Raw genomic sequence first — 12322 nt, 5'->3', positions numbered from 1 at the left:
TTCCTGGGTGTAGCCGTGCAGCTGCTGGCGCATGTGCTGCTTGGTGTCAGCATCCTCGCAGCGCAGCATTTTGAACTGCCAGCGGACGAGCCAGTGCGCCTGCGAGGCCGGAAGCCTGAAATAGTGATCGGGGCAGAAGATGCCTGTCGCAGCGTTCGAGCATGCCGGCATGGCGCAGTGGCTCATGACCAAAGACCTCCGCCATGGACATGCTTCTGGACACGGCGCCGGAATGCCGCGCCGGCCGCGAGACGGGCACCCTGCTGGCGCGTGAAAAACACGTGCAGGCCGTACAGAAAGACGGCGTAGAGCAAGGCGCCGGCGAGGGCGATTGCGAGGAAGCTCATTGGCCGAGCCTCCAGGCGATGACAGCCGCCGAAATGCCGGCGCTGCCGAAGGTGGCGAAGGCGACAAAGCCGGCCACCGCCAGCAGCGACAAACAGTCTTGTGCAAGGTCGAGAAGATCGCGTTTCATGTGAAAGCCTTTCATCGTTTCGCTTTCCACTGTGCATCGAACGCCTGCCTATCGAGGGTCGCCCGCTGGATGGCCTCGTCGGCCATTTCCCGCATGATCAGCGCCTCGTATTTTTTGGGGACGACGATCATCCCGGCCTCTTCCAGAAGGGTGTTGAGCGCGCGTACGTCGCCGGTGACAGCGATCAGGGCGAGCAGGCGGAGCGCCGAAATCGAATGCTCCTTGGCCTGGCTGGCGTAGGCATCCAGCATCGGCTTGGAGACCTCGTCCTTCAGGTAGTCGGACATTGCCTGGGCAATATCGGCCCGGCTCTTGTCCGCTTCCGTCAGCGTCAGGCTGACGGCCTTCGACAGTCGTCCCGCCATCGACCAGGCCTGGACCTTTTCCGCATCGAAACGCTCGACCACTGGCGCCGGCTGGTAGTCGCGGAACAGATCCAGGGTCGAGTTGTTGCGGGGTGGCCTGGCCATCAGCTCTGCCGGCCTTTCATCCACCGTTGGATGGCGGCCTCGTGCAGCTCGAAGAACCGGTCTTGCTCGCTTGTCTTCATCTTCGAGAAGTCGGTTGCGAGCTTCTGCCAGCGCGGCTCGGTCGCCGGTTTGGGCGTCCGGTCGAGGATGGCGATAGCATCGGCTACCGAGCCAGCTTGTGGGGGCTCACTGGTCAGCAGCGCGGCAATATCGGCCTGACGCGTTGGCTGTTCGGCTGCTAGCGCCAGAAGCTCGGATTGGTTGTCGGCGATGCCGTGTAGGGCGATCTGGTCGCGGACGTCTGTGGCAATCGTTGCGATCTTCACGGCGTTGAAGATGCTGCGTTCTGACAGGCCGAACGCCTTCCGAGCGGCCTCCGAAAAACTAACTGCAAACTTTGCAGTAGTTTCTTCTAATGTAATCTTCTTCGGCCGCCCCCCACGATTTGCAACGTGCGCAGCCTCGTAGATCTCGCGCCAGCGGGCGATGTCGACGGCGCGATCAAGGGCGCTCAACTCCCGCCGCGCGAGGTTCTCGGTAATTTCGGCCAGCGCGATTTCAGCCTCGGACGCGAAGTCCTCGGGGCTCTTCACGACGGCTGCAATCGCGGGCGAAGCGAGAAGTTTCGCGGCGGCTAGGCGGTGATGGCCGAACACCAGCCGGTAGCGCTCGCCGGTGGCGATCACCTCGATCGGTGTCTTCTGGCCTTGGGTCCGAAACAGATCAGCCAGCGTTTCGACCCATGCAGGATCAAGCTTGCGCCGGCCGGCTGCGACATCGATCAGGCACACGTCAATGGCAGAAATGACGGCCGGTTTGGACAGATTGGCCATCAGAAGCGGCCTCCGATGTCAAAAGCAGCGCTGCGATTTGCTCTAGTCGGCCCAAAATCGGCGCTGATAATCTCGGCGTTCTGTGCTGGGTGGAGTTGCGTGATGTCGAACGGGTTTATTGACGGTCGCCGGATTTCCGGCATGCGTGCAAGGGCGCTCGGCATGGCTCAGGCAGCCTCGCCGGGGATCTCGAAGAACCAACTGTCATCCCAGGACAGGCCACGGCCGATCGCCGCCGCACGAATGCGCTGCATCTCGCGCAATGAAGGGCGCCTGATACCACTTTCCCAGCGTGAGACTTGGCTCTGTCGAACGCCCGCTAAGGCGGCCATTTCAACCTGAGTGATGGCAAATATGTTGCATCGAATGTGATGGAGTTGGTTCATGCTCGCATTTCATCCCAACAGGGATAAAAGTCAATCCCTATTGGGATTAGGTTTTAATTATCCCTTCTGGCATATTGAGGCGATGGATGTTCCGGTCGTTCTGAGGGCGCTATTGAAGGCTACCGGCTGGACGCAGGCCCGGTTGGCGGGACGTTTGGGCGTCAATCAAAATGACATTTCGCGATGGTTAAAGGGGCGGGAACCACGCGGGAACGCAATGGAAGCGATTCGAACGCTGGCCCTTGAGCACGGCGTCCTCGAAGATCCTACGCTTCGCGGATCCCCTCAGGATCCGAACGAACGTCGCCTACAGAGCGTGTTCGCGCGCGTAGCCGCAGCGCCACTACTGCTTCAGGATCGAGTTATCAGTTTCGCGGAATTTCAGCTTGAGCAGTTCGAACGTCAAAAGAAGTCGCGCGAGACCGCTACGTAAGCGCTTTGATGATCGATGGCCCATTCGCCGCCATAAGCGGCATGCATGGCCTCAGCGAGCGCTTCGGCACATCGCTGAATTCGGTCCAGCGGCGCCGCAGCCCCTACCTCGCTCCCTGCCATCGACGCCGCCGCCAGCAAGAGCCCCGATAGTGCTACCCGCCGATTGACGTTGATACTGCCCGCCGCTTCTTGCCCGTCCAATTTCCGTGACCCGCCCTAGTTATTATTTTAGAACCATACAGGAAGATATTCCTCGCCGAGGTACCCTTAGGGCGCCTCCGAGGTGTCCCAATACGAGACGCTTACAACCATCTGTATCTGCTTAACAGCTTCCCTCAACCTTTAGCGATCGGCTGTGGATAGTGGGGATCAATTGCACATTTTTCGATGTTTTTTGCACTATATCGAGTCGCCTGGGTTTCCGCCATAAAATCGGCGCCATGCCGCCGAAGCAAACAGACGAGTCGAGCCCGGAGCGCGAGCGCCACAATCTTCATATGACGCCGGAACTGAAGGCACGTCTGGCCGATGCGCGTAATAAGAGCGGCAACAGCATGAATGGCGAAATTCATTCCCGCCTGGAAGCGACATTCGACGACTCGGCTCAACGCATCGCTGCAGTGATCTTGCCGCTCCTTCAAAAGCTCGACGAGGACGATCAGGCAAAGTTTGCGGACTTGATTGCCGCTATGGCTAGATGACGCGTAGCCGAGGGCTCTCCCAGCGAGCGGGAAATTCGGGCGCGGGGGCTTTCGGAGTTCGGTCGCCTCGGCCTGAGCTGCGGCTTCGGGGCAACTCTCTGATCTCGTTACCGATTTCCGGCTGATGGACGTTGTTTTCAAAACTCCGAAGTCGTTTCGGAGTTTGTCGCCGGCGCTCCGCCCCTCAGATGAAGTTTGAACGCCTTGTTGTCCGGGCGTTTGCCCGATCTAAGTGGTGCCATCTGATCTTGCGCGCGGTCGGCCCGCCGGCCGTTTTGGTGCCAAGTGAAGTTGCGCGGCCGTTTTCTGGCCACCGGGCTTTCTGGCCCCGCCTGTTACCGCTGAACGCCTTGTTTTCCGGGCTTCTCGCGGCTGTTCCCGGCAATTATCACCTTTTCCCAGGATTAGGCGGCTGATGCCATCTGATCTTGCGCGTTACAACACCACCGCCATGGCCCTGCCGCGGCTTGCGGTCGAACTCGAGCGGCCCGCCTTCGGTGTTGACCGGCAGCTCGTTCCAAAGGATCGCCTTGTCCTTGAACATGAACGCCGTGTAGACGCCGCCGGCAACCGGAATGTCGTCGTCGACGACGGCCCTGAGCCCCATGTAATAGGGGATCAGCGGCCCGCCCTGCTCGGACGACGGCACATAGTCGATGAGGTCGGCGAGCTTCAGCGCCTTCATCTGTTTCGAATGCATCCAGATCGTCTTGAACTTGTCGGCGCGGTCGCCCATCAGGTAGGCGGCCTCGATGATGTCGGTGTCGACGATGGAAGCACCGGTGACGCGCACCAGGTCACTGCCGTCATTGGCGATGTTGTCGGCCAGCACGCCTTTCAGTATGCCCAGCAGCGTCAGCTTGTTGGCGCGCTGCCAGTAGTCGGTCTGGCGGCGCACGATAAGCTTCTGCGGATCGTCGCCGGCAAGGATCGAGGTCAGATCCGGGATGCCCCAGGCCTGCGCACGCACATTGCGGGCCGCGACTTCGCGGCGCGCACCGATCTTCTTCATCTCGATCGAGTCGGCCGGGTCGTCATTGACCGGCTCGGACGGATCGTTGCCGAGGTCCTTCCAGCCGGGCATGTCGACGGAACGTCCGCCCAGGCTGAGCTTCGAGGCGATCGACGGGTCGGAAAACAGGATCCCGGCCTGGTAAATCTCCAGCGACTGGACGTGCTCCTCGAACGAGTATTGCGCATAGACGGACGGAACGATCGCGTCCGCGATACGGGTATAGGCGTCTGCCATTTTTGTCTTCCTTCAGGTTTGGGTTAAAGAGGATTGTTGGGCATCCACAGGTCGGGATTTTCGCCGGCCTCGCGTGCCAGCCGCCGGGCGCGGGCGGGGTCGCTTTTGACGAGCGCCGAGATGCCAGTCAGGTTGCGCTCGCCGGCGGCATTGCGCTTGAAGGGATTGCCTCCGCTCAAGGCAGCATTGCCGTCGATCGTGTCTTCGCGGAACATCGCCTCGCCGATGGCGTGGAACGCCTTGGCGATCTGCGGGTCGGTCAAGGCGCCGTCCGGCAGAAGGATACCCTTCGCCTTGTAGGCATTGACCAGTCCGAGCTTTTTCATCGCCCGGTTGGCGACCTCGAGCTTCTGGCGAAAGCCATCGCTGCCGGTCGGTCCCCAATCCCTGACGAGGTCGTCATGCGTCGTCTCGACCGAGCGGGCAAGGGCGATCTGCTGTGCCTTGGCCTGCTCGGCCATGTAGCCGACGAAGCGGTCGTGATAGGCCTGTGCGACCTTCGGGGTAGCACCTGCCTCGACCGCCCAGGCCTTGGACGCATTGGCGAGCTCGTCCGAATAGGCGAAGTTTTCGGGGAGCCCGTCGGGGCGCCGGTACTCGACCTTCTCGGGTGAGGTCAGCGGACGCATCGCCTCGGGCAGCCGGGCATGGAACCTGTCCCAGTCTTCCGCGGCTGCATCGGCTGCCGGAACGCGCAGGCTCTCGCCCTGCTGCCGCTCCAGCTCCGCATAGGAGGCGAAGACCCGATCGAGGCTTTCAGGCTTGGTCCAGCCCTTGGTTTCAGCAAGCTTGCGGTTGCCTTCGGAAAGACCGTCAAACCAACTTTTGGCCGCAGGCGGGGCGGACCCGTTGTCCCCGTTGGCCGGTGGCCGTGCAAGGGTTGCCCGCCGGTGGCGCCGCCACCACGGACCCGGCGTCTGCCAGATCTGTCATGAGAAGATTCCTTTACTTAGGGTTCAATGAAAAGTGCCGGCTGGTTCAGCCGGGCTTAAAGCTTGCCAGTCCGGAGCTGCCGCGCGAAAAGAGGCAGCATGACCGGAGAGAACGAGGCCGCAGATTTCGCCTTCGACGGCTCGAACATGTTCGAGCCGCTCATGGCGGCCGATCCGTCGTTCCGTGGGCAATGGGACAGATTCCACGATGAATGGCGCGATGAGGCGGAAGAGCCGCTGTATCTTGCCTTGTCGGAGCTGGCTCTCCACCTGATTCACCATCTCGAAGCTGGAAAGACAGATCGCTTCAGCGACATTTTCGATGTCGTCGAGCGCTGGATCGTCGAAGGCAATCGCCACGTGCGGGAAGCCGCGATCGTCGGGCTGCTCGAAGATCTGCAGAACCCGAGCCTGCATCGCAGCACACACCCCGATCATTTCAAGCCATGGCTGCGGCCTCAGTCGGCTTTCTGGTGGGCGAAACTCTACGCATTCTGGTCCGACGGAACGCCACTGGTCTAAGCCGGCCGGCCTCAGGCATTGTCGCCCCAGTTCTCCCAGAGCAGCGTGATCGTGCCCGTAACGGCAATCGTGCCGTCGGCATCGATGTCGGTGCCGATGGCAAACGCCAGGTTGAGATAGAGGTCGACCGGCGTCACGGTGCCGTCGAGCGTCTGCGCGGCGGCGACATCGGCAACCGACGCGCTCGACAGGGCGGCACCGGCGCCATCCAGCGTGCGGCCGGTCGCCGCCAGCACATTGATCATCGTCAAGGCGAGCGCTGGGGTCGACGCTGCCGTCGAGCCGAGCGACCAGGTCAGCGCGGCATTGTCGTTGATGGTCGACGCGCGGGTAGTCAGCACCGCGAACTGCAGCCGGGCCGTACCGCCCCTGATGCGGATCTTGCCATCGATGAAATCGAACAGCTTCTGGCTGGCATAGGCCAGTGCATCGGTGACCGGCACCGGCATGGCATTGAAGGAGAAGACGGTGCGGTAGGCGCCGCCCTGTCCGGTCGTCCTGGCGGTGAGCCCCGCCTTGGGCGGGGCAAGGCCGGCTTCTCTGGCGGCGGCACGCGAAAGCGTCCGGGCAAGACCTCGGGTCATTTGATTTCTCCATTTTTGGGATTTTTCGGGGATTGAAAAAGGCAGCGATTGACCGCCGCACGCAAACTGCGGCAAATCCTCATGGACATTTGGGCCAGCCGTGTGTATTTATACACAACATGAAGGGCGCCGATGTCATCCACAGGCTGTTGGCGGATGGCTGGTACGAAGTGGCTCGAAAAGGAAGTCACGCCCAGTTCAAGCACAAATCCAAGCCGGGCCAGCTGACAGTTCCGCATCCCAAGCGCGACATCCCGATCGGCACTCTCAAGAGTATTGAAGAACAATCCGGCGTGAAGCTGAGGTAGAGAAATGCGGAACTATATCGGATTGATCCACAAGCAAGCGGACAGCGACTTCGGCGTCTCCTTTCCCGATTTTCCGGGCCTGGTGACAGCCGGCGTCAACCTGGATGATGCCCGTGCCATGGCCGGGGAAGCACTGGCCTTTCATGTCGAGGGGCTGGTCGAGGATGGCGAGGCCATTCCCGAACCGTCATCCCTGGAGGAAGTGATGTCGGACAAGGACAATCTGAGCGGTGTCGCCATCCTGGTTCCCTTGAAAGCTGAAGCTGCGAAGGTCGTGCGTGTCAATGTCACCATTCCGGAAGATGTCCTCGATCAGATTGACCGATATGCGGAGCGCCACGGCTACAGCCGATCCGGATTTCTGGCCGCTGCGGCGAAAAAGGTAATGCAGATCGAGGCAGCGTAGCGCTCTCGAAGGTCGACTGGAGATGAAGCTCTTTGGGTCTTGTTCGGTTACTTTCTTTGCGGATCAGGCTGTCAGACAAAAACAACCATGTCTTATTTCGTGAGGCACGGTGCCTATGTTCCGCCGCAAATGCGACCGCACTTGGCAAAATCGCCCCGTGTATTAGCTCATAGGTTTCAAGGGAGTACCAGACGATGACCATGTCCAGAGCCATTGCCGCCATGCTGGTGACCGCCGCATTGGCAGGCTGTGCGCAGACCGAAGCACAGCAGAGAACCAGCACTGGCGCGCTGCTCGGCGCCGGCGCCGGCGCGCTTGCCGGCCAGGCGATCGGCGGCAACACCAAGAGCACGGTCATCGGTGCCGGAGCCGGCGCCTTGCTGGGCGCCGTCGTCGGCAACGCCACCACGCCGCAGCCGCGCAGCGAACAGCTTTGCCGCTATCAGGATCGCACCAGCGGCCGCATCTACACCGCCCCCTGCGACGACCGCTATTACAACGGCGATTATTGAGTGGTTCTATGGGGAGAAAGCTCTGAAATGCCGGCTCCGCCCCTCACCTGCCCGCCGGTATCCTCTCCCCGTAGAACGGGGAGAGGGCGCAGCGTCAGTCTCGCGCATCCGTTTCCCTGACGATTTGGTCCTTCCGCTGATTAGCGGTCAGCGCTATCGTCGGCTATCCAAAGGGGGCGACGATGCGATTTTTGATGACCTCACTGCTGGTTGTTTGTTCGGTTTCCGCACACGCCAGACAGGCTGTCAGCGTCGAGCGGATCGGCGATTGTCTGATCTTGCCGGTAACGGCGGTCGACAATCACGTCAAAGCCACTTTCGAGGTGACACTGGACAAGGCCGGCAAGGTCTTATCGGTCGCCGTTGCATCCTATGAGCCACATTCGGAAGCGGCAGCGGAGGCGGCCCGGCAGCTTTCGAAATCGGTCCAGCGGTGTTGGCCGGCAGGCGTCAAAACGAGTCCAATGCGGATCACAGTGGATTTGAGCGAAACTTAGCTACTGCGCAATCTCAGAGAAGACCCGTTCAACCCACGAAATTTTCGTCCACGAACATCTCCGCAAATTTCTGCGGTGTGAGAGTTACATCATTGTCGCGGGCGATTTTGAGGTTCCTTGCCCACATATCCCGGATTGCTGCCGGCATTCCCTCAGGCATGTGCACAGACTGGGCTATTGCGTCATGCCATTGTCCATCGCCGCCATAGATAGATTGCAGTTTGGGGCCCATCTTTTTCAAGCCATCCTCCGACTCCTGAGAAAGTTCTCCGATGGCCCAGAGCACATAAAGCTCCAGTAGCCTAAGCAGCGGCTGTCCACCATAACGTGGGTCAGTCGACATATTACCTCTCATGCATCATAGGTGGCGTAATAAATGAGTCTTTCACAGATCGCGGAAAGGCTGGGCCGCAAATACCTATTTTTGGCGCTCATTTTCAGTCCGCCAACCGAGCAAATAGGTCGGCGAGGTCACGCGCTATCGTCTCAGCGGATTGCCGATCCATACCTATGAATGGGATGCGCACGATTGGCATGGCCGTATCTTCAGTGTCGAAGCCATAGCCTTCACCTCCTCCGTCCGATGCGAACAAGAGGATGCCTGGCGCATATTTTTCAACCTCATACTCTCGATTGAAGTCAGCCAATTCTTCGGCTTTAAAAAAATAACACAGTTATCGCGGATGAAACCTTCGCCTCCATTATGCTCTTTGAGGAAGTCGGTGTAATCCTTGGGAAGCGCAACTCCCAAGCGTGCGGCCAGTCCATCGACGACTGCGGACTCAGCCGGTGCGTCGAACTGTTCCTCGGTTAAACTATATCCCACTGCTATCCTCCCAGGTGTTCAGCAACTGATTCCACCACGGCGTACCCTGTTGTCGATGAACATCGCGAGGCAGTGCGAGCCGGGCAGAATCGAGCTCGCCGTCTCCGGTGCTGATTTCGGCAGGGGCAAGCGCATGACGTGCCTAGCTCGGGTTTTGCAGTCCATCAGCTAAATCTCTGACGTGCGAAGTCACCAGGATCGTTCAATCCTTTTCCGGCCCGTCGAATGAATGAATCCCGGCCGACTCATTGCCGAGGCGCTCAAACACGTCTAGCGCCCGCTCTGAAACAACAAGCGTGTGGTTCGAAGCCATGCCGAAGTCATCATGTCCTGGCTGCCCATGGATCTTCATCCAGACGAAGGTTGGAAGTTCTGTTTCTGGCTGCAGCCGATGAAACAACTCCGAAGCAGTAACCTCGACGTCGGCAAACGTCGCCCCTGAAACTCGCATCTTCAGCAGCTCCAGCTCGGCTTCTTTGGTGACAAGATAACAGGGAAAACTCCTTATCAGGACATCATCTATCCAAACGTCAATCTCGTAGTGAAGTTTGTGCACAATCGGCGGGTGAACGCGGTTATCGAGAACCGTATTTTTGCCAAAATCACCAGCAACAAATGGCTCTACATAATAATAATCCATTTTCACCTATATTTTCCGACAGGCGGCACGAAATGATGGCCATATTTCTTATCCATCATTGTAGAATGATCCAGAATCTGCTGCTCCGTTGGATACGGGTACTTTTCATAGAATTTGTCATTTTCGCCCCTAATGATAACAAGATGCAGAATATCATTTAAATCCTTAGGGATCCCGCGTAGATTTTCTATCGAATTGATCTTTTTCTTCGATAGGAAATTTAGAAGCCTCTTAAGTAATTGCTGCTCAGCCAGATGATGAATTACTACATCCTCGATGTTCACGTCGGGGTTCGCCTGAGCATACGCTTTCCTAAAGCCCCTACGCCTCCAGCCTCGCCGCCTTCTCCAGCGCAGCCAGTTGCGCCTCGTCCAGCGTCAAAAACCCCATAATATGCTGCACCACTTCGGCCCGCGCGTTGCTCAGCGCGCTGTGCAGCTCGAAGCCGTTCGGCGTCTTGGTCTTGGCCAGCCACTCGCCATAGGATGGGCGGCGGTAATAGCCGGTTGCGGCCGCCAGGTCGGCCAGCACCATTTCGCCGTCCTGGCCCGAGAACACCCTGAGATAGGCCTTGGCCAGGGCATCCCGCGCCTTGGCCGGGCCGCCGGCCTGGCTGGAATGGGCGAAGCGTTTGCCGCTCATGCGCCCTGCCCGCCCGAAGCATCTTGCACAGCCTGCGGCATCAGCCCGCCGAGCCCATCGAGCAGGCCGCTGTCGCGCGCCTGCACTGCCGCCGGCACGGCATCCCTGGCGACCTTGCCCGCGGCAGCCATCGCCGCCATGCCGGCCTGTTCTTGCTGTGCCTTGGCGCGGGCATCGCGGATGCCCGCCACCTCGTCCTGGCGGCGAAAAATGCGCTGCGGGCTGCGGCCGGCGCCCTGCACGATCTTCAGCGCCGCGTCGCCGTCGATATTATCCATCACGCCGGGATCGAACTGCGCCATCTGCATGGCTGTGGTGACCACCTGGATGGTGTCGCGGGCTTCGGCCGAGCGGCGCAGCACGTCGAGCGGACCGGTGAAGGTCGGCCGCAGCGCCTTGCCGGCGAGGCTCGCCGGCGGCAGGAAGCGGCTGTCTTCCTCGTAAAGTCCCTTGTCTTCCAGAATACCTAGCTCGCGGTCGAGATTAGAGGCAAAGCCGGCCTGGATGATCGAGCCGGACGGCCCGAGCAGCGCGCCCTTTTCCTCCTGCCGGATCAAGGCTTCGGTCGCCGTCATCTGCGGGTTCTGCACCAGCGTCTGGAACAGATTGACGAACATCATGTCGCGGATCTCCTCGGCCCGGCTGTCGGCATAATTGAACGCATAGGTCGGGTTCTGGCCGGTGGCGATCGGCGCGATCAGCGGCCGGCCGGCATCATCGATCAGCCCGGGATAGTTCTCGCCGGGATTGAGCACCGGCACATAGTCGAGCCTTGCCTTGGAGGCGGTCGCCGGATCGGTGATCTGCTGCAAGGCGCGCAGGCCGGAGCGCCGCACGGCGTTCTCCTCGCGCACCGTCGTCAGCGCCTCGATGGTCGGCGAGATGCCGTAGGGATCGCCCTCGTAGCGGCGCCAGTTGAAGCATGACACCGGGAACGAGCGAAAACCGCTTTCCCTGACGATCGCCTCCTCGTCCTCGATCACATGATAGGAAGCGAACGCGGTATCGAGATACTGGTAGGAGCCGCTCAGACTGTACATATTGCGCTCGTCGCGCGGCTGGATGCACTGGATCAGCGAGATCTTCGTCTCGCATTTGGCGGGGTCGTCGACCAGAATCTTGATCCGCGCCGGCAGTCTGTCGTAGCCGAGCAGTTGCGCCGCCTGTCTTGCCGTGCGCTCGTAGCGGCGGTGGAAAATATCGACCTGGCCCCAGCGGTTGCGTGAGAGATAGCCTTCGACCACTGGGATCGAGGCATAGCGGATCAGCGTGCCGCCAAAACCTTCCTCGGCATAGAGATACGCCGGGCCATAGCGCACGACATTGCGCAGGCAGGCCTGCGTTGCCGGCACGAAGTTCGAATTGGCGGAGTAGCGCAGCGAGAACAGGAAGTCGCGCAGCGCTTCCGCCCATTCCTTCTCCTCGTCGGTTTCTTGGTCGTTGATGGCCGCGGTCGACAGCCCATGCCATTTCTCCGACTGCGGGATGATCAGGCTTTCCAGCCCGGCGGCCAGCCGGTTGGCGGCCGAGTTGATGGTATTGGCGTAGACACGCGCACCGCGCCGCTCCTGCCGCTCGGCCTGCGAGTCCGTGCCCGCGTGGCGGCGGCCGCTCCACATGTCGGGAGCATCGGGATCGCAGAATTCGGACACCGCCTCCCAGACATGCTCGTATTGGCTGCGCTCGCTCTCCAGTTCAGCCTGTCGCGATAGAATATCGCGAGCACGGGAATCGCTCATGGTCAGCCTCGCTTGATGGATGAATGGGAAAAGAAAGATGGCGGGACGTCGAAACTGCCAATCTCCCCACTGTTTGGACCGGAGACATCGCGAACAGGTGTGCGAGGACATCGCGAACAGTGCTCCATGCTATCTCTCGACGAGGTTGAGGTCGATGGTTTGGAT

General features: G+C 60.2%; 21 protein-coding genes. 7 read left to right on the top strand and 14 right to left on the bottom strand.

Going from position 1 to position 12322, the window contains the following annotated elements; genetic code table 11:
- Window positions 1-182: 182 nt before the first annotated feature.
- From NKI72_RS26715 to NKI72_RS26695, 5 genes are all read right to left on the bottom strand, one after another.
- On the bottom strand, window positions 183-347 hold the full coding sequence (locus tag NKI72_RS26715) for a hypothetical protein (protein WP_352571277.1): 165 nt from the start codon (window positions 345-347) through the stop codon (window positions 183-185).
- Window positions 344-475: a hypothetical protein gene (locus NKI72_RS26710; RefSeq protein ID WP_352851255.1), complete on the bottom strand. Its 132-nt coding sequence runs from the start codon at window positions 473-475 to the stop codon at window positions 344-346. The genes NKI72_RS26715 and NKI72_RS26710 overlap by 4 nt, the downstream gene beginning before the upstream one ends.
- A gap of 11 nt (window positions 476-486) precedes the next feature.
- A complete protein-coding gene (locus tag NKI72_RS26705; protein ID WP_352452374.1) occupies window positions 487-945 on the bottom strand; it encodes a hypothetical protein in 459 nt (152 codons plus the stop codon).
- On the bottom strand, window positions 945-1778 hold the full coding sequence (locus NKI72_RS26700) for a ParB/RepB/Spo0J family partition protein (protein WP_352851254.1): 834 nt from the start codon (window positions 1776-1778) through the stop codon (window positions 945-947). The genes NKI72_RS26705 and NKI72_RS26700 overlap by 1 nt, the downstream gene beginning before the upstream one ends.
- Window positions 1779-1945: 167 nt before the next feature.
- Window positions 1946-2164: a helix-turn-helix domain-containing protein gene (locus NKI72_RS26695; RefSeq protein ID WP_352452376.1), complete on the bottom strand. Its 219-nt coding sequence runs from the start codon at window positions 2162-2164 to the stop codon at window positions 1946-1948.
- On the opposite strand from NKI72_RS26695, the gene NKI72_RS26690 reads away from it, so the two are divergent.
- On the top strand, window positions 2163-2597 hold the full coding sequence (locus NKI72_RS26690; RefSeq protein ID WP_352851253.1) for a helix-turn-helix domain-containing protein: 435 nt from the start codon (window positions 2163-2165) through the stop codon (window positions 2595-2597). The two genes, NKI72_RS26695 and NKI72_RS26690, sit on opposite strands and share 2 nt — an antisense overlap.
- 364 nt (window positions 2598-2961) lie before the next feature.
- Window positions 2962-3300, top strand: a complete 339-nt coding sequence (locus NKI72_RS26685) for a hypothetical protein (RefSeq protein WP_352452378.1) — start codon at window positions 2962-2964, stop codon at window positions 3298-3300.
- Window positions 3301-3688: 388 nt separating this feature from the next.
- Here the strand turns inward: NKI72_RS26685 and NKI72_RS26680 are convergent, their stop codons facing one another.
- Window positions 3689-4549, bottom strand: coding sequence for a Coat protein (locus tag NKI72_RS26680; protein ID WP_352851251.1), 861 nt, complete (start codon window positions 4547-4549; stop codon window positions 3689-3691).
- A 23-nt stretch (window positions 4550-4572) separates the two neighbouring features.
- On the bottom strand, window positions 4573-5178 hold the full coding sequence (locus tag NKI72_RS26675; RefSeq protein ID WP_352851249.1) for a hypothetical protein: 606 nt from the start codon (window positions 5176-5178) through the stop codon (window positions 4573-4575).
- Between the two features lie 402 nt (window positions 5179-5580).
- Here NKI72_RS26675 and NKI72_RS26670 point away from each other — a divergent pair, with 402 nt between their 5' ends.
- Window positions 5581-6003: a DUF7674 family protein gene (locus NKI72_RS26670; RefSeq protein ID WP_352851248.1), complete on the top strand. Its 423-nt coding sequence runs from the start codon at window positions 5581-5583 to the stop codon at window positions 6001-6003.
- A gap of 11 nt (window positions 6004-6014) precedes the next feature.
- Here the strand turns inward: NKI72_RS26670 and NKI72_RS26665 are convergent, their stop codons facing one another.
- Window positions 6015-6587, bottom strand: coding sequence for a hypothetical protein (locus tag NKI72_RS26665; protein ID WP_352685218.1), 573 nt, complete (start codon window positions 6585-6587; stop codon window positions 6015-6017).
- Between the two features lie 119 nt (window positions 6588-6706).
- Here NKI72_RS26665 and NKI72_RS26660 point away from each other — a divergent pair, with 119 nt between their 5' ends.
- The 4 genes from NKI72_RS26660 (at window position 6707) to NKI72_RS26645 (ending at window position 8310) form a co-directional block, all read left to right on the top strand.
- The gene (locus NKI72_RS26660; RefSeq protein ID WP_352851307.1) at window positions 6707-6895 is read left to right on the top strand and encodes a type II toxin-antitoxin system HicA family toxin; all 189 of its coding nucleotides are present in this window, start codon (window positions 6707-6709) and stop codon (window positions 6893-6895) included.
- A 4-nt stretch (window positions 6896-6899) separates the two neighbouring features.
- Complete coding sequence (locus NKI72_RS26655; RefSeq protein ID WP_352541138.1) at window positions 6900-7301, top strand: type II toxin-antitoxin system HicB family antitoxin; 402 nt, start codon at window positions 6900-6902, stop codon at window positions 7299-7301.
- A gap of 194 nt (window positions 7302-7495) precedes the next feature.
- Complete coding sequence (locus tag NKI72_RS26650; protein WP_352453776.1) at window positions 7496-7813, top strand: YMGG-like glycine zipper-containing protein; 318 nt, start codon at window positions 7496-7498, stop codon at window positions 7811-7813.
- A gap of 194 nt (window positions 7814-8007) precedes the next feature.
- Window positions 8008-8310 (top strand): hypothetical protein, encoded by a 303-nt coding sequence (locus NKI72_RS26645; RefSeq protein ID WP_352835218.1) that lies wholly within the window; start codon window positions 8008-8010, stop codon window positions 8308-8310.
- 28 nt (window positions 8311-8338) lie between these two features.
- Here NKI72_RS26645 and NKI72_RS26640 read toward each other — a convergent pair whose 3' ends face one another.
- From NKI72_RS26640 to NKI72_RS26610, 6 genes are all read right to left on the bottom strand, one after another.
- The gene (locus NKI72_RS26640; RefSeq protein WP_352816916.1) at window positions 8339-8653 is read right to left on the bottom strand and encodes a hypothetical protein; all 315 of its coding nucleotides are present in this window, start codon (window positions 8651-8653) and stop codon (window positions 8339-8341) included.
- Window positions 8654-8818: 165 nt separating this feature from the next.
- Window positions 8819-9136 (bottom strand): SMI1/KNR4 family protein, encoded by a 318-nt coding sequence (locus NKI72_RS35500; protein ID WP_352816918.1) that lies wholly within the window; start codon window positions 9134-9136, stop codon window positions 8819-8821.
- A gap of 202 nt (window positions 9137-9338) precedes the next feature.
- The gene (locus tag NKI72_RS26625) at window positions 9339-9776 is read right to left on the bottom strand and encodes a hypothetical protein (RefSeq protein ID WP_352851305.1); all 438 of its coding nucleotides are present in this window, start codon (window positions 9774-9776) and stop codon (window positions 9339-9341) included.
- A gap of 2 nt (window positions 9777-9778) precedes the next feature.
- Window positions 9779-10060: a hypothetical protein gene (locus NKI72_RS26620; protein WP_352851246.1), complete on the bottom strand. Its 282-nt coding sequence runs from the start codon at window positions 10058-10060 to the stop codon at window positions 9779-9781.
- Window positions 10061-10097: 37 nt separating this feature from the next.
- Window positions 10098-10418: a Bbp19 family protein gene (locus NKI72_RS26615; RefSeq protein WP_023675729.1), complete on the bottom strand. Its 321-nt coding sequence runs from the start codon at window positions 10416-10418 to the stop codon at window positions 10098-10100.
- Complete coding sequence (locus tag NKI72_RS26610; RefSeq protein WP_352851245.1) at window positions 10415-12157, bottom strand: portal protein; 1743 nt, start codon at window positions 12155-12157, stop codon at window positions 10415-10417. The genes NKI72_RS26615 and NKI72_RS26610 overlap by 4 nt, the downstream gene beginning before the upstream one ends.
- Between the last annotated feature and the right edge of the window lie 165 nt (window positions 12158-12322).

Source organism: Mesorhizobium sp. M0437 (assembly GCF_040321335.1).
In the GTDB taxonomy this organism is placed as follows: domain Bacteria; phylum Pseudomonadota; class Alphaproteobacteria; order Rhizobiales; family Rhizobiaceae; genus Mesorhizobium.
This window is presented reverse-complemented; position numbering and strand designations above follow the sequence as displayed.

Excerpts from the sequence above, each read along its gene's own strand:
- NKI72_RS26715 (WP_352571277.1), bottom strand. The coding sequence starts at position 347 with ATGAGCTTCCTCGCAATCGCCCTCGCCGGCGCCTTGCTCTACGCCGTC.
- NKI72_RS26710 (WP_352851255.1), bottom strand. The coding sequence starts at position 475 with ATGAAACGCGATCTTCTCGACCTTGCACAAGACTGTTTGTCGCTGCTG.
- NKI72_RS26705 (WP_352452374.1), bottom strand. The coding sequence starts at position 945 with ATGGCCAGGCCACCCCGCAACAACTCGACCCTGGATCTGTTCCGCGAC.
- NKI72_RS26700 (WP_352851254.1), bottom strand. The coding sequence starts at position 1,778 with ATGGCCAATCTGTCCAAACCGGCCGTCATTTCTGCCATTGACGTGTGC.
- NKI72_RS26690 (WP_352851253.1), top strand. The coding sequence starts at position 2,163 with ATGCTCGCATTTCATCCCAACAGGGATAAAAGTCAATCCCTATTGGGA.
- NKI72_RS26695 (WP_352452376.1), bottom strand. The coding sequence starts at position 2,164 with ATGAACCAACTCCATCACATTCGATGCAACATATTTGCCATCACTCAG.
- NKI72_RS26680 (WP_352851251.1), bottom strand. The coding sequence starts at position 4,549 with ATGGCAGACGCCTATACCCGTATCGCGGACGCGATCGTTCCGTCCGTC.
- NKI72_RS26675 (WP_352851249.1), bottom strand. The coding sequence starts at position 5,178 with ATGCGTCCGCTGACCTCACCCGAGAAGGTCGAGTACCGGCGCCCCGAC.
- NKI72_RS26670 (WP_352851248.1), top strand. The coding sequence starts at position 5,581 with ATGACCGGAGAGAACGAGGCCGCAGATTTCGCCTTCGACGGCTCGAAC.
- NKI72_RS26665 (WP_352685218.1), bottom strand. The coding sequence starts at position 6,587 with ATGACCCGAGGTCTTGCCCGGACGCTTTCGCGTGCCGCCGCCAGAGAA.
- NKI72_RS26660 (WP_352851307.1), top strand. The coding sequence starts at position 6,707 with ATGAAGGGCGCCGATGTCATCCACAGGCTGTTGGCGGATGGCTGGTAC.
- NKI72_RS26655 (WP_352541138.1), top strand. The coding sequence starts at position 6,900 with ATGCGGAACTATATCGGATTGATCCACAAGCAAGCGGACAGCGACTTC.
- NKI72_RS26650 (WP_352453776.1), top strand. The coding sequence starts at position 7,496 with ATGACCATGTCCAGAGCCATTGCCGCCATGCTGGTGACCGCCGCATTG.
- NKI72_RS26645 (WP_352835218.1), top strand. The coding sequence starts at position 8,008 with ATGACCTCACTGCTGGTTGTTTGTTCGGTTTCCGCACACGCCAGACAG.
- NKI72_RS26640 (WP_352816916.1), bottom strand. The coding sequence starts at position 8,653 with ATGTCGACTGACCCACGTTATGGTGGACAGCCGCTGCTTAGGCTACTG.
- NKI72_RS26625 (WP_352851305.1), bottom strand. The coding sequence starts at position 9,776 with ATGGATTATTATTATGTAGAGCCATTTGTTGCTGGTGATTTTGGCAAA.
- NKI72_RS26615 (WP_023675729.1), bottom strand. The coding sequence starts at position 10,418 with ATGAGCGGCAAACGCTTCGCCCATTCCAGCCAGGCCGGCGGCCCGGCC.
- NKI72_RS26610 (WP_352851245.1), bottom strand. The coding sequence starts at position 12,157 with ATGAGCGATTCCCGTGCTCGCGATATTCTATCGCGACAGGCTGAACTG.